Origin of the sequence: Corallococcus sp. AB030 (genome assembly GCF_003668965.1) — a bacterium.
GTDB lineage: Bacteria > Myxococcota > Myxococcia > Myxococcales > Myxococcaceae > Corallococcus > Corallococcus exiguus.
Genome location: NZ_RAWQ01000063.1, coordinates 16,840 through 32,681 on the forward strand (window position 1 = coordinate 16,840; position 15,842 = coordinate 32,681).

Sequence of the window (15,842 nt, forward strand, 5' to 3'; positions counted from 1 at the left end):
CGCGAAGGAGGCTCGCCATGTTCGAGAAGGTCGTCCTCGTCACGCGCAAGACGCGGCTGGCGGACCTGGTGGTCCGCTTCAACACCAAGAAGCAGGCGAAGTTCTACGTGGAGCACAACGGCCAGGACTTCAACGGGTTCGAGGCGGAGGACGACACCTACCGCCGCGCGGTGGACGCCCTTCGCTCGCAGCTGGACGTGGGGTTGCCGGTGCAGCAGGTGGACCGCTCGCTCGTGCCCACCTTCCTCTTCACCGGCAAGGAGGTGGTGGTGGCGATAGGGCAGGACGGGCTCGTCGCCAACGTGGCCAAGTACGTGGGCAGCCAGCCGCTCGTGGGCGTGAACCCAGACCCGGAGCGCTTCGACGGCGTGCTCCTGCCCTTCCTCCCGCGCGACGCCCGGAGCGCGGTGCAGCGGACCCTGGAGGGCCGCGCGAGGATGCGCCAGGTGCAACTGGCGGAGGCGCGGCTCCAGGACGGCCAGCGGCTGCTCGCCTTCAACGACCTGTTCATCGGCGCGCGCACGCACGTGTCCGCCCGCTACCAGGTCCGCTACGGCGGCAAGGAGGAGTCGCAGTCCTCCAGCGGGGTGCTCGTGTCCACCGGCGCGGGTTCCAGCGGGTGGCTGTCGTCCGTGTTCGCGCTCGCGCAGGGGCTCACCCGCTGCACGGGCGGCACGCCGGGGAAGCCCTGGACGCTCGGTTGGGAGGACGCGCGGCTCGCCTTCGTCGTGCGCGAGCCCTTCGTCAGCCGTCACTCCGGCGCGGACATCGTCGGCGGCTTCGTCACCGCCCAGGCGGAGCTGGTGCTCGAGTCCCGCATGCCCCAGGGCGGCGTCATCTTCAGCGACGGCATGGAGGAGGACTTCCTCACCTTCGGCGCCGGCGCCACCGCCCGCATCCGTCCCGCCGAGCAGAGGGCTCGCCTGGTCGTCCACTGAGACACCGCACCCGATGCGACAGGTCCCAAGAATCCGGTATGCCCCGAGTACCGTTGGACCTCGCGGGCCCTCCCGGGATTCCCAGGTGATACAGCCGCTCCCGCGCGACGGCACGGTCGCCTTCCTACCCACCGAGCGGGGGCGCCGGGCTCGTCCCGCGGGGCACGCACCGCGGGGCCGCACCGCGCATCTCCTAGAGCGTGGGGAGACCGCGCCCGGCTCCCCGTCCGGCAGACGACACCCCGTCCCTTCCCCGGACCTGAAATTCCAGGCATGGTGGGCGCAGTCGCCTTACCTTCGAAGCGAAGTCGTTGGGGAAGCGGTTCCCAGGTGCAGGCGGAATACTTCGCCGGAGTTGCGTCCGGTCGTTGATGGGCGTAGGACGCAAATTCTCCCGGGAAGTGGCTCAGGGGTGATCAATGGTCGGCCTCGTCATCGCATCGCACGGGCGTCTCGCGGATGAGCTTGTCTCAACCGCTGAACAGATCGTGGGCAAGCTGCCCGCCGTGGCTACTTGCAGCATCGAGCCGGGGGCCCCTGTCGAGGACCTCCGCGCCAAGATGAAGCAGGCGGTGAAGACCGTGGATGAAGGGGACGGTGTCATCATCATGGCCGACCTCTTCGGAGGTACCCCCTGTAAGGAATCGCTGATGATGTGTCAGCGGATGAATCTGGAAGTCCTGGCCGGCGTCAATCTGCCCATGCTGCTGAAGGCCAACTCGCTCCGTTCGGAGCAGATGGCCCTGTCGGACATGGCCAACCAGCTGGCGTCGTACGGCCAGCGCAACATCACCTGTGCGTCCGCCCTGCTTCGCGAGGCCCAGCAGCAGCCGCGAACTTGACGGACCCGCACGGGTCGGCGATTCGAGACTGCCGTGATCACCCTGGTCCGCGTCGACAACCGCCTCATCCATGGTCAGGTTGTCGAAGCCTGGCTCCCCCACCTCAAGGTGTCCCGAGTGGTGGTGGCGGACGATGAGGCGGCCTCCAGTCCACTCATCCGTGCCGCCATGGCGCTCGCCGTGCAGAGCGCCATCGAGGTGCTGATCCTCCCCCTGGCCCAGGTGGACTTCGCCGCCCTGTCCAAGGACGGCGTTCGCACCCTGGTGCTCCTGAGGGATGTCGCCTCCGTGCCCTTCGCCTTCCAGCACGGGCTGGTCATGGACCAGCTCAACCTGGGCAACGTGCACTTCGGCACCGGAAGGCGGCAGGTGTCGCCGTCCGTCTTCCTGGCGGAAGGGGAGCTGCAGGCCCTCCAGCAGCTGTCCGCGCAGGGCGTGCGCGTGGAGGCGCGCGCCGTGCCCGCGGAGAAGTCCGTGGACCTGCCGGACCTGACCGAGCGCTGGTCGAAGGCCGGGTGAGCCGGTGAACGTCGGCTGGACCCAGGTGGCGCTCGCGTGTCTCTGGGGGGGGCTGGTGGCCGTGGAGCGCAAGGCGTTCCTCCAGGCCATGCTGTCCCGGCCCCTGGTGGCCGCCACGTTCATGGGCGCCCTGCTGGGCGACGTGGGCGGGGGCCTGTCCGTCGGCATGCTGCTGGAGCTGTTCTACCTGGGCACCGCCAACCTGGGCGCCTCACTCCCTGAGAACGACACGCTCGCGGCCACCGGCACCGCCGCCGCCGCCGCCACCCTCACCGCCGCCACCGGCGCGGGCTCCACGCCGGCCATCTGGTCGCTGGCCGTGCTGCTCTTCATCGGGCTGGGGCGGGTGGGGCGCAGGCTGGACCGGCTGCTGGAGGGCTACTCCGCCCGGCTGGCGCGCGTGGCGCTGTCGTCCGCGGAGGCCGGCAACCTCAACCGCGCCATGCGGCAGAACCTGTGGGGCATGTGGCCGCACTTCGTGTCCTACGGCGCCATCACCGGCGTGTGCGCGCTGGCCGGCTACTTCCTGGAGCCGCTGATGGTGGCGCTGCCGCACGGGCTGGTGCGGGGCCTGGCGTGGGCGTACCCGGCCATGGCGTCCGTGGCGGCGGCCATCGCCGCGCAGTCCAGCCACGCGAAGCGCGCGCCCCTGTACGCGGGCCTGGCCGCGGCGGCCGTCACCGTGGCGGTGGTGCTGGTGCAGTTGCAGGAGCAGCGGCCTTGAGCACGACGCCCACTCCCGTGCCTTCCGCGCCCGCCGCCGCGCCGGCCTTCACGCCGCCCGTGCGGCTGTCCCGGGGCACGCTGCTTCGCGTGTTCCTGCGCTCGCTCTTCCTCCAGGCGTCGTGGAACCCCAAGGGCATGCAGAACCTGGGGCTCGCGTACGCCGTCTACCCGGCGCTGGCGAAGCTGTACCCGCCGGGTCCGCTGCGCGAGGCGGCGGTGCGCCGGCACCTGGTCTTCTTCAACACGCACCCGTACGTGGCGGCGGCCATCGTGGGCGGCGTGGTGAACCACGAGCAGAAGATTGCCCGGGGGGAAGAGACGCCGGACCGGGTGGTGGGCTTCAAGGCGGCGCTGATGGGGCCGCTCGCGGCGCTGGGGGACGGGTTCTTCTGGCTGTCGCTCAAGCCCGCGGTGGGCGGCCTGTGCGCGGCCATGGTGCCGCTGTTGGGCGTCTGGGCGGTGGCGCTCTTCCTGGTGCTGTACAACCTGGTGCACCTGCTGCTGCGAATCCGGCTGTACTGGCTGGGCCTGAATCTGGGAGACCGGTTGGTGGAGGCCGTGGCGCGGGTGAACCTTCCCGCCAAGGGCGCCCGGCTGAGGGGCGTGGCGGCGGCGAGCGCGGGCGGCCTGGCCGCGTGGCTGGCGTTGAGCTTCGGGGCGACGGCGGGCGGGACCTGGGCGCCGTTCCTGGCGGTGGGGTGCCTGGCGGTGGGCGTGTTGGCGTACGTGCTCGTCAACCGGCGCGTCCCCACCTACGTGGTCCTCTACGTCGCGGCGGGATTGGCCTGCGCGGCGGGTGCCTTTCTGTGAGTACGAACAGTCGAGTGAAGCGGGAGTCGCACGATGGCCAGTGAAGCCGAGGGAACCTTCGAGATCATCAACGCGCTGGGGCTGCACGCCCGGGCCGCGGCGCAGATGGTCAAGGTGGCCAACCGCTTCAAGAGCGAGGTCTTCATCAAGGCCTCCGGACAGCGCGCCAACGCCAAGTCCATCATGGGCGTGCTGATGCTCGCGGCGGCCCAGGGCACCCAGGTGACCCTCACCTGCAAGGGCGAGGACGCCGAGGCCTGCTTGTCCGAATTGAAAAAGCTCATCGAGGACCGGTTTGGCGAAGCGCAGTAAGCGTCAAAAGGGGAGTTAGACTCCCCAAGAGGTCAGGAGAACCGTGAGCAGCCAGGCCACCCCTACACTCAGGCTGTCGGGCATCGGCGCCTCCCCGGGCGTGGCGGTGGGCCACGCCTTCATCCTGGACAGGAAGCGCATCCGCACGCCCAAGCTGCGCCTGGCGGACGCGGAGGTGGAACCCGAGCGGATGCGGATGAAGACCGCCATCGACCTGTCCGACCGCCAGCTGGCGGAGCTGAAGGACCAGATCACGCGCACGGAGGGCAGCGACCACGCCCTCATCCTGGAAGCGCACCGGCTGATGCTCCACGACCCCATGCTCGTGGATGAGGTGAACCGCCTCATCGTGGAGGACCGCATCAACGCGGAGTGGGCGGTGCGGCGCACGGCCCGCAAGATCAAGCACCTCTTCGACAACATCCCGGACGAGTACTTCCGCGAGCGCCGCTCGGACGTGGACTACGTGGCCGACCGCATCATCCGCAACCTGATGGGCCAGGTGGTGGATGAGGACGTGGAGGTGCCCGCGGAGGCCATTGTCGTCGCGCATGACCTGCCGCCCGCGGACGCTGCGATGATGGCTCGCAGCGGCCGCGTGGCGGGCTTCGTCACCGACCTGGGCGGACAAACGAGCCACACCGCCATCGTCGCCCGCGCGCGGGAGACGCCCGCGGTGGTGGGCGCGGGGCGCGCGAGCGAGCAGATTTCGCCGGGCGACCTGGTGGCCATGGATGGCACGCGCGGCGTGGTGCTGGTGAACCCCACGGAGGACCAGCTCGCGCTGTTCCGGGAGGAGCAGCGCCGCTACCTGGAGAGCGAGCAGCTTGCGCTGGCCACGAAGGACCAGCCCGCGGTGAGCACGGACGGCTTCCGCATCCGGCTCAACGGCAACATGGAGTTCCTGGAGGAGATCCCCTCGCTCCTGGCTCACGGCGCGGAGGGCATTGGCCTGTACCGCACGGAGTTCATGTTCCTGGACCGCAAGACGGCGCCCACGGAAGAGGAGCACTACCGCGCCTACAAGCAGGTGCTGGAGGCCATGGGCGGCCGTCCCGTCACCATCCGCACGCTGGACCTGGGCGGCGACAAGGTGCCGGGCAAGACGAAGCACGAGAAGGAACCCAATCCGGCCATGGGCCTGCGGGCCATCCGCTACTGCCTGTCCAACCGGGAGCTGTTCCGCGTCCAGCTGCGCGCCCTGCTGCGCGCGAGCGTGCACGGCAACCTGCGCCTCATGTTCCCGCTCATCTGCGGCGTGAGCGAACTGCGGGAGGCGCGCAGCGAGCTGGAGGCGTGCCGCACGGCGCTGGGGCGTGCGGGAGTGCCGGTGGGCAAGCGCTTCCCGGTGGGCATCATGGTGGAGACGCCCAGCGCGGCGACCATCGCGGACCGGCTGGCACAGGAAGCGGACTTCTTCTCCATCGGGACGAACGACCTCATCCAATACTCGCTGGCCATCGACCGCCAGAACCGCGAGGTCGCGTACCTCTACCGGCCGCTGCACCTGTCGGTGCTGCGCATGCTCCAGGGCATCGTGGACGCGGCGAAGGCCGCCAACATCCCCGTCTCCATGTGCGGCGAGATGGCGGGCGATCCGCTCTTCACCCTGGTGCTCCTGGCGCTGGGCTTCGACGAGCTGTCCATGACGTCCGGGCAGATTCCGGTGGTGAAGCGGATGATGCGCCGGGTGAGCCGGAGCGAAGCGGTGGAGATGCTCCAGGGCGCCATGGAGCTGACCACCGCCGAGGAGATCGAGCGCTTCGTGCGCACGGAGATGGACCGGCGCTTCGGCGGCGGCCAGGAAGGACTGCTGCTGCCGCCGGCGCATGATCCTGAACCTGAGTCCGTGTAGGCCCTGCTCCCTTCGCATGAATGCGAGGGGAGGGGGTCGCCGTTTCCAGGGGGAGTGAGCACGTTCGCCGGACACGAATGCAGGAGGCAGCAGCGTGTTCAAGCCAACGGACATTCAGCGGGGCATGACGGTGCGGGACCGGGACGGCGAAGCGCTCGGTGGCATCGTCGCGGTGGACCCGCGCGGCTTCACCATCGGCACGGGGCGCATCTTCGAGCGGGAATACCCGGTGCGCTTCTCCGACGTCGCGGACCTGGATGAGGACGACGTCTACCTGCGCCAGGACCTGGCCAGCCTCCCGGGCGCCATGCTGGCCGAGGGCGCGCTGGACCTGGATGATGACTCGCGCCACGACATGGGGGACGCGTCGCACCGGCCGGTGGCCTACACGCACGACCTGACGGGCGCGCTGGTGCCCGTGGAATAGGGGGCGGCTGGCGGGTGGCCGCACGCACCCCGCACGTCACTCGGGACGGGACTCCTCTTCACCCGTGGGGGGCCCGTCCTCGCTGTTCCTGCCGTCTGGCGGCTTCCTGTATTGCCCGGCGTGCCGTCCTGTTTCGGGCGACAGCATCCGGGAGATGGGGCGCAGCACCACCAGCGACAAGAGGGCCAGGGCCACGGTGGCGCCGGCCGCCACGTAGAGCCCCAGCCCGCAGGCCAGGCCCACCGAGGCCGTCAACCAGAGGTTCGCCGCCGTGGTGAGCCCTCTCACCGCTTCCCCGTGGCGCAGGATGACGCCCGCGCCCAGGAAGCCGATGCCCACCACAACCTGGCTGGCGATGCGGCTGATGTCCGTCTGCGTGCCGCTGGGGTTCGCGCCCGTCCGGAGCAGCTCCTCCGTGTAGACACTGGAGAGCGTGAAGCAGCACGCCCCCAGCGCCACCAGCGTGTGCGTGCGCAGCCCCGCGGCCTGGTTGCGCGCCTCGCGCTCCACGCCCAGCACGCCGCCCAGCAGCGTGGCCAGCACCAGCCTGCCAATGAGGACCAGAGGTTCCACCCGGGCGACGCTACTCGCCCAGGTCGATCTTCTCGTCCTTGTCCGCGTCGTTCAGTTCGGGATTGGGCAGCGTGTCCAGCGTGGCCACCAGCAGCTTGTAGGACGGCACCACGTAGGGCTCCACGTCCTTGCTCAGCTCCGTCACGTACTGCTCCTTGCGCTCCACGTACTTCTTGTCCTCGGAGTCCCAGCTGCCGCCGGCCTCCGCGGCCCAGACCTCCTCGCCGTCGCGGCAGCGGATGAGCTGCGCCTTCACCGCCACCTCCGCGCCGTCACCCACGCGCTTCACCGTGGGATCCAGCCAGAGCACGCCCTCGATGCCCTCCACGCACTGGTCCTGGAAGGTGAGGTCCGTGCGGCGCTCGGGGAGGGACGTGTTGGCCTTCACCAGGTAGTCCCGGTTCTGGTTCAGCCACTGCCGGGCGATGAGGCTCCACAGGTCGCCGATGTACTGCTGGCCCTGCGGGAACGGCTGCGTCACCACCGCCAGCCGCTTCACCTGCTGCCGGTCCACCGTCGCGTAGTCGGCACGCAGCCGCTGGCTCTTCACCGCGCTCGCGCAACCCGTGAGCACCATCAGACCCAGCACCGCGCCCACCCGCTTGAACGTCCCCATGGCTTGAAGCTCCCGAAGAAAAGAACGGCCCCGCGCTTCCCTTCAAGGGAAGGCGGGGCCGAAAGGTCCGGCGCGGATATTAAGCGCTTCCTCCGCGCTGTCAGGCGGCGCGTGTGGAGGACGTGTCACCGCCCGTGGCGGAACCGCCCTCTGGCGAACGTCCCGCGTCCTTCTGCCGCTTGTCGTGCATCAGCTGCATCACCGCCGCCAGCACCGTGAAGGACACCAGCAGCGTGGTGATGAGGCCGATGCAGGCGACGATGCCCATGGAGCGCAGGCCGTTGTGGCTGGCCACCAGCAGCGCCGCGAAGCCCGCCACCGCCGTCAGCGTGGAGGACACCACCGCCGCGCCCACGCTGCGCAGCGCCACCAGCGGGGACGTGCCCTCCAGGAAGCGGTGCAGGAGGTACAGGCCGTGGCTCACGCCGAAGCCCAGGAGGATGGGCAGGATGATGATGTTCATGAAGTTCAGGCGCAGGTCGAACAGCGCCATGAAGCCCATCATCATCGCCAGGCCCACCGTCAGCGGAATCACGGACGCCAGCGCCAGCTTCGCGTTGCGGAAGTCCGCGAAGTGCATCACGAGAATCCACAGCGCGGTGAGGATGACCGTGAGCTTCGCGTCCTTGAGCACCATGCGCGCCAGCGACGCGTACAGCTGCGTGGCGCCCGCGGCGCGGAACTCCTTCTCCACCGGCGCGCCCGTGGGGCCGCCTTCCGTGAACTTGCCCGGCGTCACCATGCCCTTGATGGAGCTGGTCTGGTCCGCGAACTGGAGCATCTGCTTGCCGTCCCACAGGTCCACGCTCGGGTAGATGAACGTGAGGTAGCCGTGGTTCTCCGGGCTCGTGGTGGGCAGGTGGCGGAACTGCGAGGCGTAGATCTCCGGCACCTGGTGCACGTCGAAGGGCCGGGCCTCCAGCATCTTGAAGAACAGGGCCGCCTTCTCCTGCGTCTCCGGCGGCAGCGCCTTCACGTCGATCTCCTTCAGCTCCTCCTGCCACTCCTCCAGGATCTTCGCGTTCGCCTGGGAGATGCCCTCCGGCGGCACGAAGGTGAAGAGGCTCATCACCTGGGAGATGGCGGGGCGCTTCTTCGGGTCCGCCGTCAGCTCCTTGTAGAGGGCCTCCGTCTCCGCCAGGTCCTTGGTGTAGATGGCGAGCGGGTCGCTGGCGATCTTGAAGCGCGCGTTGATTTCATCCTGCAGCACCACGGACGGCTGGTTCGCCGGCATCAGCGCGCGGGTGTTGTAGTTGAAGCGGACTCCGTACGGCAGCCGCGCGAAGAAGCCCGCGTCCGCCGGGGGCTCGCCGCTCTTCCACGGGATGGCCGCGCCGCACACCACCGCGACAATCACGCAGCCCACCGCCAGCACCAGGCCGGGGCGCGGGATGCGCAGCTCCTTGCCGGACGCGTTGGTCGTGGGCGGCGGCTTCATCACGCCGATGAGCTTCTGCGGCAGCTCCGGGTTCCTTCGGCCCGCGATGGCCAGCAGCGCCGGGCACCAGGAGAACAGCGTGAAGCCCAGCATCAGCGTGCCCGTGCCGGCCAGGAAGCCGAACTGGGAGAAGCCTTTGAACTCGCTCACCATCAGCACGTAGAACGAACCCGCCACCACCACCGCGGACACCAGCGCCGGGCGGCCCGCGTTGATGACCGCGTCGCGGATGGCCACGTCGTAGCGCTTGCCCGCGCCCAGCTCCAGGCGCGTGCGGAAGATGAAGTGGATGCCGTAGTCGATGCCGAACCCCATCAGGATGCCGCCCAGGATGGAGGTGATCATGTTGAGCTCACCCAGCGTCGCGTAGGTGAAGCCCAGCGTGTACAGCGTGCCCGCCACCGTGCCGCTCACCACGATGAGCGTGGGCGCCCACTTGCGGAAGAACGCGATGGTGATGGCGAAGATGGCGACGAGCGCGATGATGGTGACCGGCTGGAGCGAGTCCTCGATGGCGTACGAGTCGTCCACCGCCGTCTTGTAGGAACCCGTGAAGCCGTAGGCGACCGTCTTCTTGTCGCCCATCTTGTAGTAGTCCTCCACCAGCTGCACGCCCGCGGGGTTGCTCTTGGAGTACTGCTCCAGGTCCCCGCGCAGCTTGTCCACGTACTGCTTCGTCTGGCCAATCTGGTTGGTGTCCCACATCGGCTTGATGAGGAGCAGGAGCAGCTTGCGGTCCTGGGAGATGTAGTAGTCGTCCGCGATGCTCTTGTTGCCAACGCTGGAGTACTTGTCGACCAGGTCCTGCAGGTCCAGCTTCACCGGCTCCGTCTTCTTGATTTCAATGTAGAAGGGGTTCGCGCGGCGGATCTGATCCTTGAGGAACGCCATGATGCGGCGCTTGCCCTCGGCCAGGTCCTCCGTCTTCACGAACAGCACCATGTTGTTCTGAACGAACTCGACGGGAATCTTGTAGGTGATGGAGCGCGCGTTCTCCTTGTCCTTGCCCACCATCGCGGCCACGTCGTCCGCGACCTTCTTGAGCGTGGCCTCGTCGTCACCGCGGAAGGTGAGCATGAAGAAGCCGCTGCCGCCCACCATGTCGATGACGCGCTTGACGTCCTTCACCTCCTGCAGGTCCTGGGAGATGAGGTCCAGCTGGTTGGAGTTGATGGTCAGCTTCGACGTGCCCCACACCGAGATGCCGAGCAGCAACAGCAGCACGAGCATGACGGTGCCGGGGCGCCGGACCAGCATCTCTGCGTAGGCCAGGGCGAGGCGGGGCGGGGGATGGGAAGAAGGATTGCCGCTCATGGGCGCGGGACCCTATCGCCGAACGTCCCCGCCCGGAAGCAAAGCCCGGGGTGCCTGTCCGCCCCACCTCCGCGCGAGACAGGGCCTCTTGTCCCGAGGGAATAAACCGCGACTTCAGTGTCCTGGAGGCCCGGCCAGGGGGACGACCTGCGCCTGCGTCCCACCCGTGGCGGGCTCGTCGCGGGGCGGGATGAGGAAGGGGAGCGGGTTTCGCAGGAAGCGCAGGAACACCGCGCCCAGGAAGCGCAGGCCCTGGCTCACCGGGACGTCGCGAGCGCGCAGGGCCACGCCCAGGGCCAGCGTGAAGGACACGCCGAAGTTGACGACGCCCACGACGAGCACCCCCGCGGCGGCCGCCAGGAAGCCCGGCTCCATCACGGCGGAGGGGCCCAGCGCGCACCCGGCGAAGGCCAGCGCGCCGAAGGAGAAGGTGACGTGCCGCACGTCCAGCGGGACGCCGAAGAAGCCGCCCACGCCCGGCATCACCGCCAGCAGCACGCCCAGGGTGACGCCGCCGCCCACGCCCGCCGCGTGGTGCATCAGCGCGTCCGCCACCTTGCGCGCGCCCGTCGCTCCGAAGAGCGCGCGCAGCACGCGGTGGTGGGCGAGCGCCTCTGGCAGGCGGCGGTAGACGATGAAGTTCTCGAACCAGCCCGCGGCGACGCTGGAGGCCCAGAGCATCACCCCGGTCAGGATGGCGTGGAGGAGCGTCGCGCTCTTCCAGGGGTGCAGCGTCTCCACCACGTGCTGCGCCTGCTGCGCGGTCAGGTAGGCGTGGCCCTTGAGGAACTGGAAGCCCAGCGCCAGCGCCACCGCCACGGGAAGGACGCAGCCCAGATTGCCCAGGATGGCCGCGAGCTGCGAGCGGGTGATGCGCGGCACCAGCGCCGCCAGGCGCTCCATGCGCCGGGTGCCCTCGTCCGGGCCCGCGTCCTCGCCCACCGCGGCCGCCAGCGTGGAGGCCGTCATGGACGGCTGCTTGGTGGCCAGCGTGAAGCCCAGCAGCTGCATCACCACGAAGCCGCCCGCGTAGTTGAGCGCGACGAAGAGGCCCGCGAAGAAGGGGGCCAGCGGAAGGCCGGTGAGGAGGAACTTCAGCGCGACGGCGACCGCGGCGACGAGCCCGCCGCCCGCCGCCGAGTGCACCATGTGGTGGAACTCGGCCGTCGTGGAGGTGATGTAGTGCTCACCCGTGTTGCCGGTGCGCTCGATGATTTTTCGCGCCAGCAGCCGCGCGTTGCGGCGCACCAGCGCACGCACGGAGCGGTCCTCGTGCGCGAGCCGCAGCAGGTCCGACAGGAGCTCCAGCGCCTCGCGCCAGCGCGGCTCACCCCGGGGCGAGCCCAGCACCCGCGCGATGGCCTCCATCCGGTCCAGGCCGCGCTGGATGCACTCCAGGCGGTACACCAGGTCCACGCTGACGCCGAAGTCTTCCAGGTGCTGGGTGACGGTGCGCACCACGCCGCGGCAGTCCTCCACCACGCGGAGCAGGTCCGCCAGCGACTCCTGGGCCCCGTCGCGCGCCAGCACCGCGTCGCCCGCCATCCGCAGCCGCAGGAAGGGCGACGCGCGAAAGGACATGTCCGGAATGCGGTCGCGCACGTCCTCGGCCAGCCCCAGCCCCGTCACCTGCACGCCCAGCAGCACCAGCGCGTCCATCAGGTCCCCGCGCACGCGTGAGGACGGGGTGGGCTCTGGTGGGGGCGGGTCGCCCACCAGCGCCGTCAGCCGCGCCAGCAGCAAGGGGGACAGCGCGCTCAGCCACTCCGCGTCCTCCGGCACCGGGAACAGGCGCAGGAGCAGCTCCGACAGCTTGCCCGGCTCCGCCGGCGCGGGCAGCACGCCGCGCGCGAGGCGGTCCGTCAGCTCGGAGAAGAAGCCGTTGCCGGCGCTCAGGCCCACCTGGGCGAAGAGCTTCAGCCCCCGGCTGCTCGCGCACACCCCCGCCACCAGCCGGGTGACGGACGCGCGCAGGGCGCCCTCGCCCTCCAGCACGCGCACCAGCAGGGACAGCCGGGAGTTCGAGGGGGACAGCGCAAGGTCGTCCGCGTCCGTGAGGCCCTGGGCGGGGATGCGGTCGCGCATCCAGTGGATCCACCGCTCCACCCACTCCAGGCGCGGCTCCAGGCCGTCGTCGGGGACCTCCGACAGCAGCCGGAGCAGGTCCCGGACCGCGGGGTGGCCGGGGGCCCGGGGCGCGTACTGGACGCAGAACGCGTCCATCTCACGGTCGGACGGCACACCCCGGAGCAGCAGCCGCGGGGCGGGGGTCGAAACAGTCATTCGCCAGGCGCTCCGGGGGAGGAGGAACGCCCCAGCCTAACCGGCCCGCGCCTCCCCCGGAACCCGGAGGGACGGCGAAGGCATGATTGCCTGGCTGCCCAGGCGGCAACTGACTGGATTACTTCACCTTCACCGAACCCAGTTCGTTGTTCTTCGCACGCATGGCGCCGAGCAGCCCGTCCCAGCCGCCCTCCTTGAAGAGGGGGCGGACCTGATCATCGCGGATGCCGGTGAGCATGGAGTCGCCCAGCACGGACACGTCCACGACCTTCCAGCCGCTGCCCACCTTCTCCACGGCGTACTTGAGCTTCATCTCCTGCTTCTTCAGCGGGTGGTTGATGAAGATGGTGGAGCCCACGAGCGCCTTGTCGCCCGTCACCTGCGGCTCGTCGTAGGTGATGGAGTCCAGGTTCTTGAAGTTCTCGCGCACCTTGGGGAAGGCGATCTTCGCGAACAGGTTCTGGAAGAGCTGGGTGAACTCCTTGCGCTGGGCGTCCGTGGCCTTGGTCCACTCGTCACCCAGCAGGAAGAGTCCCTGCTGGTCGCTGCCCAGGTTCTCCAGGGCCTTGAGGTCCTTCTCGTAGCGCACGGACTGCACCACGGTCTTCACCGGCTTGGTGATGGCTTCGGAAGCCTTGGGCGCGGCGAGCGCGGGCACGGCGAAGGCGATGGCAACCAGGAAGGGAAGGGTGCGAAGGCGGGCGATGGCGTTCATATGGGTCTGTGACCTCCAGAAGAAGGGCGCGGGTCCTGTAGCCCAGGGGAACGCCGCGCGAACCAATAAATTCATCCGGCGAGCAGGCACACCCGCGGCATCGGGTCCGCCTGTCCGAAGGGCGCTTTCGCCGAATAAACCCCTGTACCGACAGGTTTGACTCTGCTGGGACCGCACGTTTAGTGTCCGCCCCCTGCGCTGCGTCACCGAATTAGCGCGAAGCCCGAGAAGACATGCCTACCGACTTCCTGTTCACGTCTGAATCCGTCACCGAGGGCCACCCGGACAAGATCGCCGACCAGATCTCCGACGGTGTGCTCGATGCCATCATCGCCAAGGATCCGCAGGCGCGCGTCGCCGTGGAGACGCTCGTGAAGACGGGCCTCGCCATCGTCGCTGGCGAGGTGACGACGAATTGTTACGTGGACATCCCGAAGATCGTCCGCTCGACCATCACGCGCATTGGCTACACCGACAGCTCCATGGGCTACGACGGCCACACGTGCGGCGTCATGGTGGCCATCGAGGGTCAGAGCCAGGACATCGCCCGGGGCGTGGACAACAAGAAGGACCAGGGCGCCGGTGACCAGGGCATGATGTTCGGCTACGCGTGCGACGAGACGCCGGAGCTGATGCCCGCGCCCATCCACTACGCGCACGCGCTGACCCGCCGCCTGGCGGAGGTGCGCCGCAAGAACCACCCGTGGATCCGCCCGGACGGCAAGAGCCAGGTGACGGTGGAGTACAAGGACGGCAAGCCGCTGCGCATCGACGCGGTGGTGCTGTCCACGCAGCACTCGGATGACGTCTCCAACAAGAAGATCCAGGAGGCCATCCGCGAGGACGTCATCCTGAAGGTCCTGCCGAAGAAGCTCATCGACAACAAGACCAAGTTCTTCATCAACCCCACGGGCCGCTTCGTCATCGGCGGCCCCATGGGCGACTCGGGCCTCACGGGCCGGAAGATCATCGTCGACACCTACGGCGGCATGGGCCGTCACGGTGGCGGCGCGTTCAGCGGCAAGGACCCGTCCAAGGTGGACCGCTCGGCCGCGTACATGGGCCGCTACATCGCGAAGAACGTCGTGGCGGCGGGCCTGGCCCGTCGTTGCGAGGTGCAGGTGTCCTACGCCATCGGCGTGGCGGAGCCTGTCAGCGTGATGGTGGAGACCTTCGGGACGTCCACGGTGCCGGAGGAGCAGATCGCCCGCGCCGTGCGCCAGACGTTCGGCCTGCGCCCGCGCGAAATCACCGAGCACCTGGACCTGCTGCGGCCCATCTACCAGAAGACCGCCGCGTACGGTCACTTCGGCCGCGCGGAGAAGGAGTTCACCTGGGAGCGCACGGACAAGAAGGACGCGCTCCGTGAGGCGGTCGCCGCCCCCGCTCCCAAGACGCGCACGCCCCGCCTGAAGGCGGTCTGACGCACCGGAAGCACTCCGGTTGAGCCCACGCGCTCGTCCCCTTCCCGGGGGCGAGCGCGTTTTCATTTCCGCGGATGGCGCGTGCGTTGGCCGGGCGCACACGGTGGGTGAATTGTTAGGACACGGCCATGCCGACTTCGGGTGCCGCGCCTGGCTGGCGCATCGTGCTGCTCACCGTGGCCCCCGCGGTGGCGCACGACTTCACGTTGGCGCTGAGGGCCCAGGGGCATGACGTGGTGGCGCTGGTGGTGCCGGCGGGCATCCGGGGCCTGCGCCCACTGGACATGGAAGGGTGGGCGGAGCTGGGGCGGCTCTTCGAGGCCGCGCCGCCGTCAGTGGACGTGTTGCTGGTGAGCGAGCGGGCACACCTGACGCCCCGGTTGGCGGGCCTGAGGCCGGACCTCCTGCTGTGCTTCTTCTTTCCGTGGCGGTTGCCGCCAGAGGCGCTGGCGCTGGCGCGGCTGGGGGCGGTGAACGTGCACCCGTCCCTGCTTCCTCGATACCGGGGGCCCTGTCCGCTGGGGTGGGCGTTGCGCGAGGACGCTCGCGAGCTGGGGCTCACCTTCCACCGCATGGACGCGAGCTTCGACACCGGACCCGTGCTCGCGCAGGGGGCGTTCCCGGTGACGGACGAGGACACGGAGGAGGTGGTCTTCGAGAAGCTGATGCTCGCGTCGCGCCGGCTGCTTCCCGGGGTGGTGGAGCGCGTGGCGCGGGGAGACGTGGGCGAGCAACAGGCGGGGGCCGACGCGACCTTCGCGCCCTTCTTCGAGCCGGCGTATCGGGACATCGACTGGCGCGACAGCGCGCGCTCCGTGCACTTGAAGGTGCGCGCGTGCCGCTTCGCCGGGTGGCGTGGGGGCAGGGGCGATGCGAGGGCCCGGCTCGATGGCCGCTGGGTCCGGGTGCGGCGCACGCGGATGTGGCGGGGCGAGAAGCCTTGCGCGGAGCCGGGCACGTTGCTGGCCCGACAGGGAGACGAACTGCTGGTGCAGTGTGGGGACACGCCGCTCTGGGTGGTGTCGCACGCGCCGGAAGAGGCCTGAGCGG

The 15,842-nt window shown here is 69.4% G+C and carries 15 protein-coding genes; 10 read left to right on the top strand and 5 right to left on the bottom strand.

Translation table 11 applies throughout. The annotated features are described in order from the left end of the window. Positions 1-17 precede the first annotated feature (17 nt). The 8 genes from D7Y15_RS17095 (at position 18) to D7Y15_RS17130 (ending at position 6,429) form a co-directional block, all read left to right on the top strand. Positions 18-938, top strand: a complete 921-nt coding sequence (locus tag D7Y15_RS17095; RefSeq protein WP_120580289.1) for an NAD+ kinase — start codon at positions 18-20, stop codon at positions 936-938. A gap of 419 nt (positions 939-1,357) precedes the next feature. After that, positions 1,358-1,780 (top strand): PTS sugar transporter subunit IIA, encoded by a 423-nt coding sequence (locus D7Y15_RS17100; RefSeq protein ID WP_120580288.1) that lies wholly within the window; start codon positions 1,358-1,360, stop codon positions 1,778-1,780. A gap of 33 nt (positions 1,781-1,813) precedes the next feature. Beyond that, positions 1,814-2,299, top strand: coding sequence for a PTS sugar transporter subunit IIB (locus tag D7Y15_RS17105; RefSeq protein ID WP_120561225.1), 486 nt, complete (start codon positions 1,814-1,816; stop codon positions 2,297-2,299). 4 nt (positions 2,300-2,303) lie between these two features. Beyond that, a complete protein-coding gene (locus D7Y15_RS17110) occupies positions 2,304-3,023 on the top strand; it encodes a PTS sugar transporter subunit IIC (protein WP_121753257.1) in 720 nt (239 codons plus the stop codon). A gap of 59 nt (positions 3,024-3,082) precedes the next feature. Further along, a complete protein-coding gene (locus D7Y15_RS17115) occupies positions 3,083-3,835 on the top strand; it encodes a PTS system mannose/fructose/sorbose family transporter subunit IID (RefSeq protein ID WP_120561717.1) in 753 nt (250 codons plus the stop codon). Positions 3,836-3,868: 33 nt separating this feature from the next. After that, a complete protein-coding gene (locus D7Y15_RS17120; protein ID WP_120561227.1) occupies positions 3,869-4,147 on the top strand; it encodes an HPr family phosphocarrier protein in 279 nt (92 codons plus the stop codon). Positions 4,148-4,190: 43 nt separating this feature from the next. Beyond that, positions 4,191-6,002 carry a phosphoenolpyruvate--protein phosphotransferase gene (gene ptsP / locus D7Y15_RS17125; protein WP_120579871.1) on the top strand — a complete coding sequence of 604 codons (1,812 nt, stop codon included), beginning with the start codon at positions 4,191-4,193 and terminating at the stop codon, positions 6,000-6,002. 94 nt (positions 6,003-6,096) lie between these two features. Continuing rightward, positions 6,097-6,429 (top strand): hypothetical protein, encoded by a 333-nt coding sequence (locus D7Y15_RS17130; protein WP_120579872.1) that lies wholly within the window; start codon positions 6,097-6,099, stop codon positions 6,427-6,429. A gap of 36 nt (positions 6,430-6,465) precedes the next feature. Here D7Y15_RS17130 and D7Y15_RS17135 read toward each other — a convergent pair whose 3' ends face one another. From D7Y15_RS17135 to D7Y15_RS17155, 5 genes are all read right to left on the bottom strand, one after another. Then, entirely contained in the window at positions 6,466-7,002 is a 537-nt protein-coding gene (locus D7Y15_RS17135) for an MgtC/SapB family protein (RefSeq protein ID WP_233604983.1), read from the bottom strand. Positions 7,003-7,012: 10 nt separating this feature from the next. Beyond that, positions 7,013-7,618 carry an MXAN_6521/LA_1396 family lipoprotein gene (locus D7Y15_RS17140; RefSeq protein WP_121753258.1) on the bottom strand — a complete coding sequence of 202 codons (606 nt, stop codon included), beginning with the start codon at positions 7,616-7,618 and terminating at the stop codon, positions 7,013-7,015. Positions 7,619-7,718: 100 nt separating this feature from the next. Then, positions 7,719-10,370 (bottom strand): RND family transporter, encoded by a 2,652-nt coding sequence (locus D7Y15_RS17145; RefSeq protein WP_121753259.1) that lies wholly within the window; start codon positions 10,368-10,370, stop codon positions 7,719-7,721. Positions 10,371-10,484: 114 nt separating this feature from the next. Beyond that, complete coding sequence (locus tag D7Y15_RS17150; RefSeq protein ID WP_121753260.1) at positions 10,485-12,653, bottom strand: site-specific recombinase; 2,169 nt, start codon at positions 12,651-12,653, stop codon at positions 10,485-10,487. A gap of 118 nt (positions 12,654-12,771) precedes the next feature. Further along, positions 12,772-13,368, bottom strand: a complete 597-nt coding sequence (locus D7Y15_RS17155; RefSeq protein ID WP_120579876.1) for an ABC transporter substrate-binding protein — start codon at positions 13,366-13,368, stop codon at positions 12,772-12,774. Between the two features lie 233 nt (positions 13,369-13,601). Between D7Y15_RS17155 and metK the strand changes: the two genes are divergently transcribed. Both metK and D7Y15_RS17165 read left to right on the top strand, forming a co-directional pair. Then, positions 13,602-14,792: a methionine adenosyltransferase gene (gene metK / locus D7Y15_RS17160; protein WP_120579877.1), complete on the top strand. Its 1,191-nt coding sequence runs from the start codon at positions 13,602-13,604 to the stop codon at positions 14,790-14,792. 128 nt (positions 14,793-14,920) lie between these two features. Next, positions 14,921-15,838: a methionyl-tRNA formyltransferase gene (locus D7Y15_RS17165; protein ID WP_121753261.1), complete on the top strand. Its 918-nt coding sequence runs from the start codon at positions 14,921-14,923 to the stop codon at positions 15,836-15,838. Positions 15,839-15,842 lie beyond the last annotated feature (4 nt).

Bases quoted from the DNA above. Each gene is read 5' to 3' on its own strand.
- D7Y15_RS17095 (WP_120580289.1), top strand. From the start codon at position 18: ATGTTCGAGAAGGTCGTCCTCGTCACGCGCAAGACGCGGCTGGCGGAC.
- D7Y15_RS17100 (WP_120580288.1), top strand. From the start codon at position 1,358: ATGGTCGGCCTCGTCATCGCATCGCACGGGCGTCTCGCGGATGAGCTT.
- D7Y15_RS17120 (WP_120561227.1), top strand. From the start codon at position 3,869: ATGGCCAGTGAAGCCGAGGGAACCTTCGAGATCATCAACGCGCTGGGG.
- D7Y15_RS17140 (WP_121753258.1), bottom strand. From the start codon at position 7,618: ATGGGGACGTTCAAGCGGGTGGGCGCGGTGCTGGGTCTGATGGTGCTC.
- D7Y15_RS17145 (WP_121753259.1), bottom strand. From the start codon at position 10,370: ATGAGCGGCAATCCTTCTTCCCATCCCCCGCCCCGCCTCGCCCTGGCC.
- D7Y15_RS17150 (WP_121753260.1), bottom strand. From the start codon at position 12,653: ATGACTGTTTCGACCCCCGCCCCGCGGCTGCTGCTCCGGGGTGTGCCG.
- D7Y15_RS17155 (WP_120579876.1), bottom strand. From the start codon at position 13,368: ATGAACGCCATCGCCCGCCTTCGCACCCTTCCCTTCCTGGTTGCCATC.
- metK (WP_120579877.1), top strand. From the start codon at position 13,602: ATGCCTACCGACTTCCTGTTCACGTCTGAATCCGTCACCGAGGGCCAC.
- D7Y15_RS17165 (WP_121753261.1), top strand. From the start codon at position 14,921: ATGCCGACTTCGGGTGCCGCGCCTGGCTGGCGCATCGTGCTGCTCACC.